The 16,690-nt window shown below is 70.1% G+C and carries 13 protein-coding genes; 5 read left to right on the top strand and 8 right to left on the bottom strand.

Annotated elements, in window-relative coordinates; all coding sequences use genetic code 11:
• Positions 1-10 precede the first annotated feature (10 nt).
• The gene (locus CKO41_RS09670) at positions 11-796 is read left to right on the top strand and encodes a hypothetical protein (RefSeq protein ID WP_200382012.1); all 786 of its coding nucleotides are present in this window, start codon (positions 11-13) and stop codon (positions 794-796) included.
• Between the two features lie 126 nt (positions 797-922).
• On the opposite strand, the gene CKO41_RS09665 is transcribed toward CKO41_RS09670, so the two are convergent.
• Both CKO41_RS09665 and CKO41_RS09660 read right to left on the bottom strand, forming a co-directional pair.
• On the bottom strand, positions 923-1,750 hold the full coding sequence (locus tag CKO41_RS09665; RefSeq protein ID WP_200382010.1) for an ABC transporter ATP-binding protein: 828 nt from the start codon (positions 1,748-1,750) through the stop codon (positions 923-925).
• A complete protein-coding gene (locus tag CKO41_RS09660) occupies positions 1,734-2,870 on the bottom strand; it encodes an MlaE family ABC transporter permease (RefSeq protein WP_242464202.1) in 1,137 nt (378 codons plus the stop codon). Before CKO41_RS09660 ends, CKO41_RS09665 begins: the two co-directional genes overlap by 17 nt.
• 547 nt (positions 2,871-3,417) lie before the next feature.
• Between CKO41_RS09660 and CKO41_RS09655 the strand changes: the two genes are divergently transcribed.
• From CKO41_RS09655 to CKO41_RS09645, 3 genes are all read left to right on the top strand, one after another.
• Positions 3,418-4,335 carry an alpha/beta fold hydrolase gene (locus CKO41_RS09655; protein ID WP_200382006.1) on the top strand — a complete coding sequence of 306 codons (918 nt, stop codon included), beginning with the start codon at positions 3,418-3,420 and terminating at the stop codon, positions 4,333-4,335.
• A gap of 828 nt (positions 4,336-5,163) precedes the next feature.
• On the top strand, positions 5,164-6,393 hold the full coding sequence (locus CKO41_RS09650) for an AAA family ATPase (RefSeq protein ID WP_200382003.1): 1,230 nt from the start codon (positions 5,164-5,166) through the stop codon (positions 6,391-6,393).
• A 12-nt stretch (positions 6,394-6,405) separates the two neighbouring features.
• Positions 6,406-9,636, top strand: a complete 3,231-nt coding sequence (locus CKO41_RS09645) for a tetratricopeptide repeat protein (protein WP_200382001.1) — start codon at positions 6,406-6,408, stop codon at positions 9,634-9,636.
• A gap of 117 nt (positions 9,637-9,753) precedes the next feature.
• On the opposite strand, the gene CKO41_RS09640 is transcribed toward CKO41_RS09645, so the two are convergent.
• Complete coding sequence (locus tag CKO41_RS09640) at positions 9,754-10,251, bottom strand: DUF1648 domain-containing protein (protein WP_200381999.1); 498 nt, start codon at positions 10,249-10,251, stop codon at positions 9,754-9,756.
• A 41-nt stretch (positions 10,252-10,292) separates the two neighbouring features.
• Complete coding sequence (locus tag CKO41_RS09635; RefSeq protein ID WP_338115562.1) at positions 10,293-11,075, bottom strand: Uma2 family endonuclease; 783 nt, start codon at positions 11,073-11,075, stop codon at positions 10,293-10,295.
• Between CKO41_RS09635 and CKO41_RS09630 the strand changes: the two genes are divergently transcribed.
• A complete protein-coding gene (locus CKO41_RS09630) occupies positions 11,069-12,103 on the top strand; it encodes a zinc-binding dehydrogenase (RefSeq protein ID WP_200381998.1) in 1,035 nt (344 codons plus the stop codon). The genes CKO41_RS09635 and CKO41_RS09630 overlap by 7 nt on opposite strands.
• 697 nt (positions 12,104-12,800) lie before the next feature.
• On the opposite strand, the gene CKO41_RS09625 is transcribed toward CKO41_RS09630, so the two are convergent.
• The 4 genes from CKO41_RS09625 to CKO41_RS09610 all read right to left on the bottom strand — a co-directional run.
• Positions 12,801-13,208, bottom strand: a complete 408-nt coding sequence (locus tag CKO41_RS09625; RefSeq protein WP_242464201.1) for a putative toxin-antitoxin system toxin component, PIN family — start codon at positions 13,206-13,208, stop codon at positions 12,801-12,803.
• Positions 13,209-13,214: 6 nt separating this feature from the next.
• Positions 13,215-13,469, bottom strand: a complete 255-nt coding sequence (locus tag CKO41_RS09620; protein WP_200381997.1) for a type II toxin-antitoxin system prevent-host-death family antitoxin — start codon at positions 13,467-13,469, stop codon at positions 13,215-13,217.
• Between the two features lie 559 nt (positions 13,470-14,028).
• Entirely contained in the window at positions 14,029-15,861 is a 1,833-nt protein-coding gene (locus CKO41_RS09615; protein ID WP_200381996.1) for a BatD family protein, read from the bottom strand.
• The coding region (locus CKO41_RS09610) for a hypothetical protein (protein WP_200381995.1) at positions 15,855-16,690 on the bottom strand (836 nt) is incomplete at its 5' end. The genes CKO41_RS09615 and CKO41_RS09610, both read right to left, overlap by 7 nt.

Below are 16,690 nucleotides of genomic sequence, written 5' to 3'. Positions count from 1 at the left end.
ACCCTCCCCGATGCTGCTGATCGAGCCGGCCGGGCCAGCGGCGGCGCGGCTTCGCTGGTCGGTCAGCGCCGCCGATTGGGCGCGTCTGGATGCCGAATTTCCCGGCAGCGCCGGGGTGACCGAGCCGGTGGCGCGGCTGCGGTTGATCCGCCGCAACGGGGCCGTCGCCGAGGTGGCGACCGAGCGGCTCGGCGATCCGGCGCTGGCGCGCAGCGGGGTCGTCGAGGTCGCCCTCGCCGAGGAGGGCGACTACGAGGCCGAGCTCGGCCTGGCGACCGCCGACGGCGGCTGGCTCGTGTTGCTGCGTTCGGCGCGTTGGCACTGGTCGCGATCGGGCGGTCGCGGCGATCCCGAGCCGATCGCCGGGGGCCGGGCGCCGGAGGACGACTCGCCCGAGCGGCCACTGGCGGTGGCGTCGGCCGTGTATCCTCCGGTCTGGGGGCTGCTGCCGCCCGCGGTGGGGCAGGCGGCGCCGGCGGCCGAGTCGTCGCCGAGTCCGCGGGCGGGGGGTGCTACCGAGCGGCCGCCACGCTGGGGCGAGGGGCCGGCGGCCGCCGGCTACGCGGCGGTGCCGGGCGGTGCCGGCGGGGTACAGGTCCGCGCCGAGGTGATCCTCTACGGCAGTGCCCCGCCGGGCACCCTCGTCGACCTCTACGGCCGGCGGCTGCGGGTCGGGCCGGGCGGGGCCTTCTCGTTGCGCTTCGATCTCGACGACCCCGAACTCCTGCGCCGGGTTCTGGCCGAGGCCCCACAGCCCCCCCAGGGGCCGACGGTCGCGCCCGACGAACCCGACTGAAGGCCCGAGCTGGCGGTCCAGGCTACCGAAACCCGTCCCGGCACCGCTGTGACGGGTGGCTGTGACGGGTCCGCGTAGGGTTGTCGGCGATCCGTCGTCGGCCGGCCGTGTGCCCTGATCGGATCCTCAGTCCGCCGTCTCGCCGGCCGCGCCGCGGGTCAGGAATGCCTGCACGCGCGGGTGGCGGCACTGCTCGAGGAGGGCCTGCGGTGGCCCCTGGGCGATCTGGGTGCGGGTCTCGACATCGAGGAAGACGGCGTTGGTGCCGATCCGCAGCAGGCTTGCGAGTTCGTGGGTGATGACGACCATGGTCGTCCCGAGGCTGTCGCGCAGCTCCAGGATCAGGTCATCCAGGCGCCGGGCGCTGACCGGATCGAGGCCGGCCGAGGGCTCGTCGAAGAAGAGGATCTCCGGGTCCAGGGCCATGGCCCGGGCGACCCCGGCGCGCTTCTGCATGCCGCCGCTGATCTCGGCCGGGTAGTAGTCCTCGAAACCGGCGAGCCCAACCAGGGCCAGCTTGTAGGCCGCGACCTCGCGGATCGTCGCCGACGAGAGGTCCGTGAACTGCTCCAGCGGCAGGGCGATGTTCTCGGCGAGGGTCAGCGAGCTCCACAGGGCCCCGCCCTGGTACATGACCCCGACGCGGCGCAGCAGATCCTCGCGCTCGGCGCGTTGGGCCTCCCAGAGGCTCTGTCCGTCGATTAGGACGCGGCCTTGGGCCGGGCGCTTCAGGCCGATCATGTGGCGCATCAGGGTGCTCTTGCCACACCCGCTGCCGCCCATGATGATGAAGATGTCGCCGCGCTTGATCGCGAACTCCAGGTCGCGCATGACGACGAAATCGCCATAGGCCATCTTCAGGCCATGGACGCTCAGCTGGTCGTCGTCGCTGGCCGCCGTCGAGGCCAGCCAGCAGCCGGGGCAACGCTCGCTGTCGTCAGATGCCGAGGGCATTGAGCGCCACCGCGAAGAGGCCGTCGGCGACGACGATGGCGACGATGGCGACCACCACGGCCGAGGTCGCGGCCGTCCCCACCGCCGAGGCGCTGCCGCTGGTCTTGATGCCCTGGTAGCAGCCGGCCAGCGCGATCAGGGCGCCGAAGACCACTGCCTTCACCAGGCCGATCGCGAACTGCTGGAGCGACAGGGCGACCAGGGTCTCGTTCCAGTACTGAGTGAAGGTGAGTCCGAACAGGCTGATCGAGACGGCCATGCCCCCGGCGATGCCGACCAGGTCGGCGTAGAGGGTCAGCAGCGGCATCATGATGACGAGCGCCAGGATCCGCGGCAGGACCAGGAACTCGATCGGCGAGATGCCCAGCGTCTTGAGGGCATCGACCTCCTGGTTGACCTGCATCGTGCTGATCCGGGCGGCGAAGGCGGCGCCGGTGCGCCCGCTCATGATGATCGCGGCCATCATCGGACCCATCTCGCGGACCATCGCCAGGCCGACGAGGTCGGCGATGAAGATCTGGGCGCCGAAACGCGAGAGCTGGATGGCGCCGACGAAGGCCAGGATGACCCCGACCAAGAAGCTGATCAGGGTGACGATCGGCAGCGCCCTCGGGCCGACGTCCTGGAGCACGAGCCAGAGGTCCGTCTTGCGGTAGCGGGCCCGCCCGCCGAGGAAGGCGACGAAGGCGAGGGCAGTCTCGCCGAGGAAGGCGAGGGCCCCGAGCAGGGTCTGCCAGATCCGCAGCGTCGCCTCGCCGACACGGGTCACGAGGCCGGTGCGTCGGGCCTCCTTTTTGCCAGCGTCCTGGGCCGCCGGGACCGCGCCGGCCAGGTCGAGGAGACGCCGCGCCCCGTCGGGCAGGCCGTCCGCGTCGAGCGCGATGCCGCGCTCGGCGGTGGCCTTCTGCACGCCCCAGAGGAAGACCGCGAGCGCCGTGTCCCAACCCGTGATGCCGGTCGTGTCGAAGGTCACCCGTGGCACGGGTGGGCCATCCGCGAGCGCGGCGACGACGGCCCCGGCGCCGGGCGGATGCTCGGCGAGCCGCCAGCGACCGGCCAGGCGCAGCACCAGCGCCTCGTCGTGCCGTTCGATGGCGAGCGAGGCCGCGGAGGGGGGCAAGGTGGGGTTTGGCGTCAAGGTCGGCAGGGGGCGGCGAAGACAAGGCGCTAGCCTAGCATGTCGGGCTGGATGGCAAGAAGCCGCGCGACCACGAGGGGCACGACGGATCCGTTCTGCGGCCTTCTTCGAGGCGATTGGAGTGTCGAGGTGGAGCCTCGTCGGGGTGCGCGGGCGAATCCCCGCCGACCGGGGTCATCGAGTCGGCGTCGTCTGTGCCCCACCGGCGCAGGCCGCTGGCGGGTGGCGGCGGCGCGCGGGTCGATTCCTTGTCGGCGACCGCTGCGCCGGGGTGTCGAGATCGGCCTGCGCGGCGTGCCGAGATTCGCCGGGCCGTCGGTCGGGCTAGGCCCTTGGCGCGCGACCGGACAGGCGGCTGTCGACCGCGCCCCCCAGGTTTGGAAACGGTATCTGGGCCCGACCGGGCCGTCGCGCCGGCGTGGTCCGGCTGCGGGCAGCCGCTTCGGCAACGAGTGGTGGGACGGTCTGGTCTCTTGCGATCCCGGCCGCTGCGCTATCCTGAGCCCTTCCACCCTGGGGGAGCCGATCGATGACTCGCCGCTCGACCTTCGCCCGCCTTGCGGCGGTTGCCGCGTGCACCCTCGCGTTGCTCGGCGCGGCCCCGATGCGGGCCGCTGCGCCGCCGTGTGGGATCGTCGCGGTCCAGATCCCGTTGGCTGGTGGCATCCTGCACTTCAGCCGCGCCGGCCAGGGGCCGGCCGTGCTCCTGTTGCACGGCCTATTCGCCCAGAAGGAGCAGTGGCACGACCTCGCCTGCGCGCTCTCCGCGGCCGGCTTCGCGGCGATCGCCCCGGACCTGCCGGGCTTTGGCCGCAGCGACGGCTTCGCGGTGACCGACTACGCGCTCGACCGCCAGGTCGCGCTGCTCGACGGTCTCGCCGACGCCCTGGGCCTCGCGCGTTTCGCCCTGGCCGGCAACTCGATGGGCGGGGCCATCGCGGCCCTCTACGCCGCGCGTCATCCCGAGCGGGTCGGGCACCTGGCCTTCATCGGCGCGCCGCTCGGCTGGGTCGACTGGGGGCCGGGCCTGCGCCAGGCGATCCTGGAGGGCGTCAATCCCTTCATCCCGGTCGACCGCGCCCAACTCGCCCGTGAGATGGACCTCCTCTTCGCCGAGCCACCGGCGCTGCCCGAGGCGCTCGCCGACCAGCTCGTCGCCGATTATCGGGCGCGCCGCGACCACTACCGCCAGGTCTGGGACATCGTCGGCCTCTTCGACCGCGTCCTCGCCGACGGCGCGCTCGCGGCCCTCGACCAAGGGCTGTCGCTGCTGATCCTCTGGGGCGAGGCCGATGCCATCTTTCCGGTCGCTGGCGCCGCCTCTTTGCACGCGCGCCTGCCGCAGGGCCGGCTGGTCGTGCTGCCGCAGAGCGGCCACCTGCCGATGCTGGAGCGTCCCGCCGAGACCGCCGCTGCCCTGATCGAGCTGCTCGCTGGATCGGACTGATGCGGTCGTCGGTGCGGATGCGCGTCGCAGGCAGTGGGGTATCAACGGGCCAGGGCGACCGGACCGCGATCCGGGGCCAGTCTCACACGCGGCGGCCCTGCCTGGAGGTCGGCTAGCGTCCCCGCGCGTCCGCGCCGTAGGGTCCGCTGCGCGGACCGTCGCGCTTCACGACACCGAGCCCGCGTGCCTGGACCAGAGCGCACGGCGAGGAGCACCGCTCGCCCGTGGCGGCCGCAGGGAAGACGGACGCGAGCACGGCCGGCGAGGTGGCGGGGTCCAGCGGCCTTGGGGGTCGCCGCATTGCTGGCCGTCGGGTTACGCCCCGAGGGCCAACCCGACCGACCTCTCCGTTGACGCCGTCTGGAACGGGCGGTCCGGTTAGGCGCGCCATAACCCGACAGGCGGCTGCATGGTTCGCGGTAAACGGCTGAAAATGAAGCGAAGCGGAGGCCGTATTTTCGCTTCGCGCCTTGCAGAATTGCCCGGATGGCAATTTTTCGAGGTCCCCCAAAATGGGCCATTCCGGCGGACAGCATTCAGCGGTTGCCCTGCCCGGAGGGGCCGACATCGATTTCTCCTGTTGGAGCCCCATGCCCGTCGCCGTCTCGCATGAGCGGCGGGCGCTCGTCCCCGGCGTCCATGCGGCTGTTGCACCGAGAGGGGGTCGCGCTTCGCGAGCGGACCCTCGGCGCATGAGCTCGAGACCGAGGCATCGCATGCCAAAGAGGGACTGTAGGACAGGGATTCTGGCTCGCAACTTCAACAAAAGTGTTGACAACGAAATTGTTGACTTTAAACTTCAACAAAACCGTTGAAGAGGGCTGAGACATGAAATCCTCCACTGGCCGCTGGGTGACGGGCGAGAACTTCTTCGACCGCGAGACCGAGCTGCGGCTGCTCCGTCAACGCATCGAAGACGGTAACCATGTGTCGTTGACCGGGCAGCGACGGATGGGCAAGACGAGCGTCGCCAGGGAGCTTGGCCGCCGGCTGGAGGAGGAAGGCTGGGTCTTCCTGTTCGCCGACATCGAGGGCGCGTCCAGCCCCGAAGATGTCATCGTCGAGTTCGCCAAGGAGGTCAAGCGAGTGCAGCCGTTGGTCAAACGGTTTGCGTCTGGCCTAGGCCGCTGGCTGGACGGTCGCATCGAAGAGCTGAGCGCGCTGGACTTCTCAGTCAAGGTCAGGGCGGCGCTGGACGCCGCGAACTGGCGTCGCCATGGTGAAAACCTCTTCGCCGATTGTGCGGACTACGAAAGACCCGTGTTCCTCGTCGTCGACGAGCTGCCGATCTTTTTGAATCGCATCCAGAAAGGGGACGATGGTCTCCGGCGGGTCGATGAATTCCTGAGCTGGTTCCGGCAGGTGCTGCAGGAAGACCATCCGCGCGGGTCGCTGGTGGTAATGGTCTCGGGCAGCATCGGGCTGCGTCCGCTCCTCGAGAGGCTCGGCATCCCGGATCGGATCAACCACCTGGATCCGTTTCGGCTCGGGCCTTGGTCCAAGCGAGACAGCGAGGACTGCTTCCGCCGCCTCGCGGAAGGCTACGCGATCCAGATGGACGAGGCTGTCCCCGGTGCCGTCTATGACAGGCTGGGGATCGGCATCCCACAACACGTGCAATCCTTCTTCGCCCGGCTTCGCGATCATTCGATCAAGACCGGCGGTGCCCGCCTGACGGTGGCGGATGTCGATCACGTCTACCGTAACGAGCTGCTCGGGCCCTCGGGTCAAAACGATCTGGTGCACTACGAAACCCGCCTCAAGGATGGTCTGGACGAGGCGAATTTCCTCCTCGCCATGGAGATCCTGGCCGAGGCCGCCATCGTGGGCGCGTTCTCTCTCCCAGCACAACGCTGCCTGGCGGCCGACTACGAACGGATCGTCGACGAGGTCCGCGTCCGTATCGTCAACACGCTCGAGGTCCTGGTCCACGACGGCTATCTCGCCGAATCGGACGGAGATTACCGTTTTCCGTCGCTGTTGCTGCGGGACTGGTGGGCGGCCCGCTTCCGCGGTCACCATGTTCCGCTTCGCGATCGCCCGCGAGCTGGCCGCTGAGGGCGGGACGCCATGACCGAAGCGACCGCCAAGCAAAGACCGCGACTGCGCAAGTTCCACGTCGGCACCGGGCAGAGCGACCAGGAGATCATCGACCAGTTCGTCGTCCGCCAAAGCGAGCTCGCGGCCGTCCTCGATGTCCTGGACGGGAACATCGGGTCGGACTCCTGCCAGCATCTGCTCGTCGTGGCGCCGCGGGGCCGGGGCAAGACCACGCTGCTGGTCCGAGTCATCGCCGAGCTCCGCACCAATCCCCACTTCAGCGACCGACTCCTGCCCGTCAGGCTGATGGAGGAGAGCCAGGAGATCTTCACGCTGGCCGACTTCTGGCTGGAGTGTCTCTACTACCTGGCCAAGTCCTGCGCCCCGATCGATCAGGCCCTCGCGGACGAGCTGCGCGCCAGCCACGCCGTGCTGACGCAAGGCTGGACCGACCCGGCGCTGGAAGGCCGCGCCCGCGCCACCGTCCTCGACGCCGCCGACCGGCTCGGGCGCAGGCTGGTGATCATGATCGAGAACCTGCAGGCGCTCTGCCATGATGCCGAGCCGAATTTCGGCTGGGACCTGCGCCAGGTCTTGCAGACAGAGCCGCAGATCATGCTGCTCGCCAGCGCCACCAGTCGCTTCGCGGCCCTGGAGAACGCCGAAGAGCCCTTCTTCGAGCTTTTCCGCACCCTGTGTCTGCCGCCGCTGGACACGGAGGAATGCCGCCGCCTCTGGGAGGCGATCAGCGGCGAGGTCGTGGATGCGCACCGGATCCGCCCGTTGCGGATCCTCACCGGCGGCAGCCCGCGCCTGATGGTGGTGCTGGCGGGTTTCAGCCGCAACCGGTCGCTGCGCCAGCTGATGGACCACCTGGTCGAGCTGATCGACGACCACACCGAGTACTTCCGCGGTCACATCGAAGACCTGCCGGGCCATGAGCGGCGCGTCTACCTCGCGCTGATCGATCTTTGGCAGGCGTCGACCAGCGCCGAGATCGCGGCCCGGGCGCGGATGGAGATCCGCAAGGTCTCCGCGTTCCTCGGCCGGCTCGTCGAGCGGGGCGCCGTCGTCGCCGAGGGGACAGGCCGCAACCGCACCTACTACGCGGCCGAGCGGCTCTACAGCATCTACTACAAGCTGCGCCGAGACCGCGACGAGGCGGCCGTGGTGCGCAACCTGATCCACTTCATGGTCACCTACTACCAGGGCGACGAGCTGGCGGTGCTCTCGCGCCAACTGATGAGCGAGGCGCTCGAATCGGACGGCATTCGGGAGGGGCTCGCCCGCGCGGCCAACGAGGTGCCCGAGCTGCGCACCCTCTTCGAGGGTCAAGGAATGGCGCTCCCCGGCCTGTCCGAAAAACGAGCAGGTGATGAATCGTCCGAAGCGTTGACCCAGATCCGTCGGCATTTCGAGGCCGGTGAGTTCGAGACGGTGATTCAACTGGCGGAAAGCCTGATCGCAGTGGGTCCGAACAGACCGATCACCGATCCGGTCACGGAGGCAACGGCGATGTTCTGGAAGGGGCTCGCGCAGGGCGAACTCGGCGAGTCGGCAGCCTCGATCGCGACCTACGATCGGGTGGTCGAGCGCTTCGGCGAGAGCACGGACGGGGAACTGCAGGTTCGGGTTGCCTGGGCGCTGTTCAACATGGGGTACAGGCAGGGCCAGCTCGGCGAGTCGGGAGCCGCGATCGCGACCTGCGATGCGGTGGTCGAACGCTTCGGCGAAAGCACGGACCGGGAACTCCAGGAGGCGGTCGCTCGGGCGCTGGTCGAAAAGGGGTACAGCCAGGACGAGCTGGGCGAGCCGGCGGCTGCGATCGCGACCTGGGATCGGGTGGTCGAGCGCTTCGGCGAGAGCCCGGACCCGGAGCTGCGGGTTCGGGTAGCCTCGGCGCTGGTCAACAAGGGCGTCAGGCAGGACCAGCTCGGCGAGCCGGCGGCCGCGATCGCGACCTACGATCGGGTGGTCGAGCGCTTCGGCGAGAGTCCGGATCGGGCGTTGCAGGTTCTGGTCGCCTCGGCGCTGTTCAACAAGGGGTGCACGCAGGGCGAGCTAGGCGAGTCGGCGGCCGCGATCGCGACCTGCGATCGGGTGGTCGAGCGCTTCGGCGAGAGCCCGGACCCGGAGCTGCGGGTTCGGGTAGCCTCGGCGCTGGTCAACAAGGGCGTCAGGCAGCGTCAGCTCGGCGAGCCGGCGGCCGCGATCGCGACCTACGATCGGGTGGTCGAGCGCTTCGGCGAGAGCCCGGATCGGGCGTTGCAGGTTCGGGTCGCCATGGCGCTGGTCAACAAGGGGTACACGCAGGGCCAGCTCGGCGAGCCGGCGGCCGCGATCGCGACCTGCGATCGGGTGGTCGAGCGCTTCGGCGAGAGCCCGGACCGGGAGCTGCAGGATGCGGTCGCCCGGGCGCTGGTCCACAAGGGGTACAGGCAGGACCAGCTCGGCGAGTCGGCAGCCGCGATCGCGACCTACGATCGGGTGGTCGAGCGCTTCGGCGAGAGCCCGGACCGGGAGCTGCAGGTTCAGGTCGCCGGGGCGCTGGTCAACAAAGGCGTCACGCAGGGCCAGCTCGGCGAGTCGGCAGCCGCGATCGCGACCTACGATCGGGTGGTCGAGCGCTTCGGCGAGAGCCCGGACCGGGAGCTGCAGGTTCAGGTCGCCGGGGCGCTGGTCAACAAGGGGTACACGCAGGGCCAGCTCGGCGAGTCGGCGGCCGCGATCGTGACCTGGGATCTGGTGGTCGAATGCTTCGGCGAGAGCCCGGACGCTCAGGTGCAGGCCCTGGTTGGCCACGCGCTCGGACATGCGGCAGAGGCCCTTTGCATGGGCGGCGATGCCGAGGCGGCGATACGGAAAGCGGATCGGCTGCGCGACCTGGCCGGCCGCGCCCAGTCGCCCGCGGCTGAGACTCAGGCCGATTGGGCCGAAGCCATGGTCCGGGCGCTGCGCGGAGAGACGCGGCGCGTTGAAGGGCTCGTGCGGAAGATCCGCTCCGCATTCCGTCCGGGCGACGAGGGCATGCTACGGGCCTTCCAGGAGGGCGTTCCCACCCTCGTCGCGCTCGGTGCCGACCCGGTCTGTCTCGCGGCGGTGCTGGAGGAAGAACAGGAGGTCCACGACGTCCTGCGGCCCTTGACAACGGCACTGCGGCTCGAGGCGGGCGAGAAGGTCCGCGCGCCCGCCGAGATGCTGGAGGTCGCGGCAGATATCCGGGCGGCGATCGACGAGAAGCGCGGACGATGTGGTCGCTAGACGACCTGGGCCGAGTGACCGCAACTGGGATGCGGTATTTACCCGTGCGGCTCGGATGGCATCGATCTGTCGTGGTCCCGCTCGCGCCCCGCATCGGCCAGACTGTGGAACTGGCGCCTAGGTGCCCGGGCCCTTCGGCAGACGCAGGTCCCGTACCAGTGTCAGGGTCCAGTAGAGGGTGTAGGCTAGGAAGGCCGCCAGCGCGGCGAGGAACAGCGGCTCGTCGAGTCGGACGGGATCGGCGCGATTGGCCTCGAGGGTCAAGAGCCCAGCAGCCAACAGGAAGAGGAACAGCGCCGTTCCAAAGGCCCACAGGCGCTGGCCGAGGCGGGCGATGGTCGCCTCGCGCCGCTCGGGGCTCAGCCAATAGGTGCGGTTGGGCAGATTCACCCACCTGGCCGGTGTCCGGCGCAGCAGCGCGGGCGCGAACCAGAAGGTCAGGAAGAGTAGGGTGTCTAGGGCGAGCGTCAGCCGGGTGGCGTCGAGCCGCGGGGCCCAGCCGTCGGCGGCCCCGCCCCAGGCGAAATGGATGGCCACGCGCTCCGGCAGGATGGCGACCGAGATCAGGGCGAGCGTCAGGTTGGCGAGGAAGCTCAGGACGAAGGCGACACGCATGACTCGGCGTCCTACGTTAAATCAGAGACGTACCACGAACCCTACGGCAGGAAATGGTGCCTTGCGACCAACCCTCGCCACGCGCAGGCAGCTACCTCGACAGCTCCACCTTGTCGTAGATCTCGGCGAGCGACAGGTCGGCCTCGATCGCGCGCAGGGGAATGGATTCCGACGGCGCTTGGTAGCTGGGTCAGGCTCCAAGTCCCGTCCGGCTGGCGGAGGAACAGCTCCGCCTGCACCCGGTACTGTGATACAAGCAGGTAGGCCCGCAGGCTGTGGAGGTTTCGATAGTGCCGGAACTTGTCGCCGCGGTCGTATGCCTCGGTAGACTCGGACAGGACCTCGACGATCAGTCTCGGGTTGGTGACCAGGTCGCGCCTGCCGTCGTAGAACTGGCGCTCGCCGCAGATCACCATGACGTCCGGGTAGGTGGCGACGTCGGCGGCGGCGATATGGACCTTCATCGCGCTTTCGTACACGCGGCAAGGTCTGCCCTTGAACTGGTTGCCGAGCTCCCGGACCAGGTTGGCGACGATGAGATCGTGCTCTTCGGTGCCGCCAGCCATCGCGAAGACCTCGCCGGCGACATATTCACTGCGTGGGTCGGTGGTGGTCCGCTCGATGGCGAGCCAGTCGACGAAGGAGCGATGCGTTTGGGGTGCAACAGACATCATGGCCTCCCGCAACGGGTAGCGGCGGACGGTGCTGCGCCGATTATAGCCCCGTCGGCGCGTATCTCGGTCGCGATGACCGGCCGTTGGGCGCGGCATCCAGGTCGCGTCGAGGTCGAGCCATGACGACGCGGCGAGTCTGGCAGATGCCATCGGCCGGATCGCTCGAGCGGCTGGCGCAGGTCACCGAGGACCTCCCGCCACCCGGTCCGGGCGAGGCGCGCGTGCGGGTCGAGGCGATCGGCCTGAACTTCGCGGACGTCTTCGCCTCCCTGGGTCTGTACTCGGCGACGCCGCCGGGCGCCTTCGTCCCGGGTCTGGAGTGTGCCGGCATCGTCGAGGCGCTGGGTCCCCCGCGCGCCGGCGGTGAAGCCGCCGGGACCGCGGTCGCGCTCGGGGATCGCGTGATGGTGCTCACGCGCTTTGGCGGCTACGCGACGGCGTTGAACGCCGATACGCGCTACCTGGTGCCGATCCCCAGCGACTGGACGATGGCGCAGGGCGCGGCTTACCTGGTGCAAGCGCTGACGGCCTGGTACGGCCTGGTGCACCTCGGTGCGCTCGCGCCAGGCCAGGTGGTCCTCATCCACTCGGCCGCGGGCGGGGTCGGGCTGCGCGCGGTCGCGATGGCGCGCGCGAGCGGTGCCAGCGTGATCGGGACCGTCGGGCACGCCGACAAGGTCCCGGTGCTCGAGGGGCACGGGCTCGCCCGTGGTCAGGTCATCGTGCGCGATGCCGCGCGCTTCGCCGCGCAGCTCGATGCTGCGCTCGCCGCGATCGGCGCCCCGGGCTTCGACCTGGTCTTCGACGCCCTCGCCGGCCCCTTCTTCCTCCCCGCGCTCGTGCGCCTCGCCCCCGAGGGGCGTCACGTGCTCTACGGGGCCGCCGACTTCATGCCGAGCGGTGCGCGTCCGAACTGGCTGCGGCTCGCCTGGCAGTACCCGCGCCGGCCGCGGCTCGACCCGATGAAGCTCATCGACAAGAACCGCAGCGTCATGGGGTTCAACCTCATCTGGCTCTTCGAGCATGCCGAGCGCCTGCCAGCGTCGGCGGCGGCCGCGCTCGCCCTGAGCCCCACGCCCGCGCACATCGGCGCACGCTTTCCATTCGAGGAGATGCCGCGCGCGCTGCGCGCGCTGCAGGGCGGCCGTACCACTGGTAAGGTCGTCGTCGAGGTCTGACGGCGATAGACCCTGAGGTATCCCCGGATAAAAGGCCTAAACCGCAGTGGCTTAGGTCGACTGACCGTAACTTCTCAATAACCCGTGGCGGATTTAGAATCAATGGCTTGCAAGTCAGAAATCGCGCTCCTAGTCTCACGTCGAGCGAGAGCGCAGACGAAGAATCAATGACTTGTAGTCAGGATCGACCGCGAATGAGGAGCGGCGAGGCGCACGGACGCAGTCGCCAGCACCTTCAAGTCATTGTTTTCATGGTTGCCATGACTTATTGAGAAGTTACGACTGACCGACGGAAGCCGGCTCTCGCGATCCGAGCCATGTCGCCGTCGCGTGGCCGACTGGGAGCGCCGGCTTTCAGCCGGCTCGTCGCCGTCGCGGCTCGATGCCGCGTTGGCGGCGTCTGGGCCGGTAGAAGGGCACGTGCGCAGCGGCCATCCGGAGGCGCTTATGGGTGATCTCCTGGTTCCAGCGCCGAAGGTTGCGCGCCGGGGTCATCGAGCCCCCTGCGCGCGAAGCCGGCTGAAAGCCGGCGCTCCCAGTTCGTACCGACTCGCCGTCGAGCTGGTTGGCCGGCGCAATTGCGCGCGAACACGGCGCCCGATTCGTGTGACGAACTCTGCGCGCGGCATTGGGTCGGCGCCGGTTCAATCGTTCTCGCACCGTTCCTTACGGATGTCGCTAACGGCTCTGGCTATGACTACAAGCGTCGGACGAAGTCGGCCGGTGTCTCGATCCGATAGTGCTCACGCAGCGCCAAGAGGTCGCTATCGCCGGTGACCAGCACTTCGGCGCAAGAGGCAATGAGCGTCGCCAGAATCGGCGCGTCGTTCGGGTCTTTCGGCAAGGCGGCGGCCCTGTCTGCAATCTCGACCACTTCAGCTCGCAGCACGAGTTGTCGCACGAAAGACTCGATCCGCGCGTCATTCCACCCCAACAACTTACGAATCTTCGGGTAACCCAAGACCCGTGCGACCTCATCCAACTGGAAGCGCGACATGGCCAGCCGCAGGGTGTGCTGGTCCCAGGCGGCGACAATTCGCCCGGGGACGCTGTTGGGATAGGCGAGCCCTGAGATCAGGACGTTGGTGTCCAGGACGACCTTCATCCGCGCCTAGGTCCTCGTGCCGCGGATCGCCGCTACCGCCTCCTCGATCAGGGCCTGGCCCTGCGCCTCCGGAAGGTCGGAGAAGCCTTGGGCCAGGTCCCCGCGCAGGCGGGCGTATTCGTCGTCCAGGGTCTGTAAACGTTCGAAGAGGGCGATGTCGATGAGCGCCGCGACCGGCTTGCCGCTCTTGGTGATCACGACCGAATCGCCGCGATACTGGATCTCGTTGAGCAACTCGCCGAGGTTCTGTCGGACTGTCATTGCCGGGGCCTCGCGGATCATATCAATTACCTCAATTGGTGCGGTTGGGTCGATCCTAGACCCGGCGACCGCCCGAGGCAAGACCTGGGTCAAGGCATGAGCCAAGGCAATCTCGACCGGAAACGCGGATAGAGCATCGCTTCATTGACGTCGCTTGGCGGTGGGCTCATCTCAGCACCGGGCCAACTTGGTCCGGCGTTGACCAGTCACAGGGGGGAGGTGTCGGGTCTTTCCCTGTGCCCGTAAGCCAGTCAGGCATCAGCGGGTGCGCGTGACGTGTGCGGCTGGCGACTCTGGGTCGATTCTCTTCACCCCCGTCGCTACTCCTACGGCGCCACCCGAACCCGCCGCGCCCACGCTTCGTCCTCCGCACAGGGCCTTCGGCCCTTCCGCGAGCGCTCCGCGGCGTACTCGCGGTCCCAGCAGGCCAACCCGTTGCGTATGCACTGTACATTCACTTCCCAGCCGTTGGCGATGATCGCCCGGGCCACGGTGGACCATTCTCGATGGAGGCCGCCCCGCGGGACGGTCCGCACGGGGGTTCCGATCGAGGTGCAGCTCAGGGCGCGACCGGCGGGTTGAGCGGTGGCAGGGTGGCGCGGCGTAGCGGCACTCGGAACCGCGGGCCCGAGCCTGCGCGTCCGATCGTGCGGCGGAAGCGCCGCTTCCAATGGGGGAAGTCGAGCGCTTGACCGGCGTAGAGGGCGCCATCGAGTTCGCCGAGGAGGGCGGTCAGTTCGGCGCGGCGCGCCGCCGGGCAGATCGGCAGCAGACGGTCGGCGAGGCGGCGGGGCGGTGGCCTGTGTGTCGCCGGCTCGAGGCCGTCGAGGTGTCGTTGCAGCCGGGCATGCCAGTCGGCCGGTGTCGGCGCCCGCTCGGCCGCGCGGATGGCGAGGGCGAGGCGGAGGTTCGGCGGGAGGGTGCGCCCCAGCCGGGAGCGGAGGTGGGCGAGGGCGGGGCGCGGGTCGAGCCGCTGGCGCAGCTCGCCCAGTTGGCCGGCCAGTCGGTTGCCGAGGTGCCGACGGGCGGTCGCCGCGAGGCCTTCGCGCCACGGTCCGAGGCGGCGCCGGGGGGCGCCCTCGGCCCGGGCGCGTCGCCGGTCGAGGCGGCCGCGGTACCACATGCCGGTCCAGTAGCCGATCAGCAGCAGGGCCAGGCCGCCCACCGGTAGCCAGTAGCTCGCCCAGTCGGCGTCGCCGCCGAGGCCCCCGGTGGCGGGGCGCCCGTCGATGCCGAGGGTGCGGATCGGCATGGTCGCGACCTCGCGGCTGTCGGTCGCGACGTTCCACCAGGCGAGCTCGATTTCGGGCAGGTGCAGCCGGCCCCCGGTCTGCGGGATCAGCGTGTAGTACTCGGTGCGTTGGCCCTCGAGCGCCTCGCCGTCGCGCGACAGGGTGGCGCTGGTCAGGGTCTGCTCGCGGTAGACGCGCAGGTCGGCGGCGCGCAGCTGCGGCTCTAGGCTCGGCAGCTGATCGCCGGTGGCGCCGGTGGCGTCGAGCTCCAGGATCAGCTGGACGGGCTGGCCCGGCTTGACGCGCGCCGGCCCGTCCAGGCTGCCCTTCAGACTGAGGTCGGTGAGCGGTAGCCAAGGGCTGACCGAGGCCAGCGCCGGGCGGACCTGAAGTGCGATGGGGTCGCTCGCGACGGCGAAGCGCTGACCGCTCTGTCCGGGCCGCGCGGCATGGGCGCCGCTGATCCGGATCGGCGGGACCTCGAGGTCGCCGGCGCGCAGCGGCGTCAGGATCAGGACTAGCTCGGTGACGATCTCCCGTCGGCCGTCGATCGTGCGCAAGCGGGTCTTGGGCTCCTCCAGACGCTGCCAGAGGACGGCATCGCTGCCCGGCGGTTCCGGCGTCGCCTCGGCCAGCTCCGTGTCGCTGATCAGGCGGACGCGGACCAGGACGTTCTCCATCAGATACGGCTGACGGCTGGCGACCTCCAGCTCGAGGCGCGGCGGGCGCGCCTCGATCGCCGGAGCCGCGGCCGGCTGTGGGCGGGCCTGGGGCGCGCCGGGTCGGCTGCCGTAGGGCGTCGACCAGGGAGTCGGCTGCGCCGGGGGCCAAGGACTGCCGCCTGGGGGGCTCCCCGGAGGACCGCCCGGATAGCCACCCGGAAACGCCCCGGGGTAGGTCCCAGGGTAGTTGGGATAGTTGGGGTAGTTGGGATAGCCTGGCTGCGCACCGCCCGGTGGGACGCCCGGTTGGTAGGTCGGCGGCTGGCCTCGGGCATCGCTCGGGGCGGGCGGGCGGAATGGCCAGCCGGTCGGCGGTGCGCCGAATGGAGAGGGGTGGGCCGGCGGTGCGTTGTCGGCCGCCTGCAGCGGCAGCGTGAGCAGCAGCGCCCACAGGCAAAGGACGGCGAGTGCGGCGTGCCTGGTCGCTGGACTCACCATGGCCGGCTCTCGCGCAGGGGGCCGCCGGTCGCCTGCTGGCGCCGCTCCTCGAGGCGGAACTGGTTGCGCAGCAGCAGCGCCGGCTCGCCTTCGACCTGCTGCAGGCGCTGCTCGAGGATGGCCATGTTGGGGATGATCGGCGTCGCACCGCCCCCGGCCAGCCCGCCGAGCGCGGCGCTGCCCGACTCTTCGGCCTCGATGCCGGCCATCGGCTGATCGCCCAGTTGGTCGAAGCGCTCGACGGCCTCGGCCTGACCGGCATCCGCGGCGGTCTCGGGCAGGTCGGTCGTCGCCGGGCCAAGGCGTCGGCCGCGGCTGCCGGGCGGGCCGTCGGTCTGGGTCTCTTCGTCGGTCGGTTCGTCGCCCGGCTCCCCATCGGTACCGGCGTCCGGCCGGGGGGCCTCGCGCTCGGCCTGTGGCTCGGGGCGCCCGGGTTGCTCGGCGGTGTCGTCGGTCCGCCGGCCTTCGTCGGGGCCGTCCTCGTCGCCGCCGGGACGCGGGGTCTCCTGCTCGGTTGCGGGCTCGGTTTCGGGCTCGGCCGCGGGGCTCGGCCGCTCGGCCATGTCGCGAACCTCGTCGCCGCCACTCCCATCGCGGGGCTCGTCGTCGGCCGCCTCGCCGCGTTCGCGGTCCGGTCGTGGTCGCTCGCCCGCCCCGGTCTCTTCGGTCTCTTCTTGTTCGCCGCCGGTCGCGTCGGGTTGGCGCTCGCGCTGGCCGCGCTCCTCGCCGGCTCGTTCTTCGCGCCCCGCGGTGGTGCCCTCGGGGCGGCTCTCCTCGGTCTCGGAGGGTGGGCTCTCGGGCGGGGCGCTGCCGCGCTCGGACGACCTGT

It is taken from the genome of Thiococcus pfennigii, from assembly GCF_016583835.1.
In the GTDB taxonomy this organism is placed as follows: domain Bacteria; phylum Pseudomonadota; class Gammaproteobacteria; order Chromatiales; family Chromatiaceae; genus Thiococcus; species Thiococcus pfennigii.
Note: the sequence above shows the minus strand (reverse complement) of the source record. Positions and strands in the feature narration are given on the sequence as shown.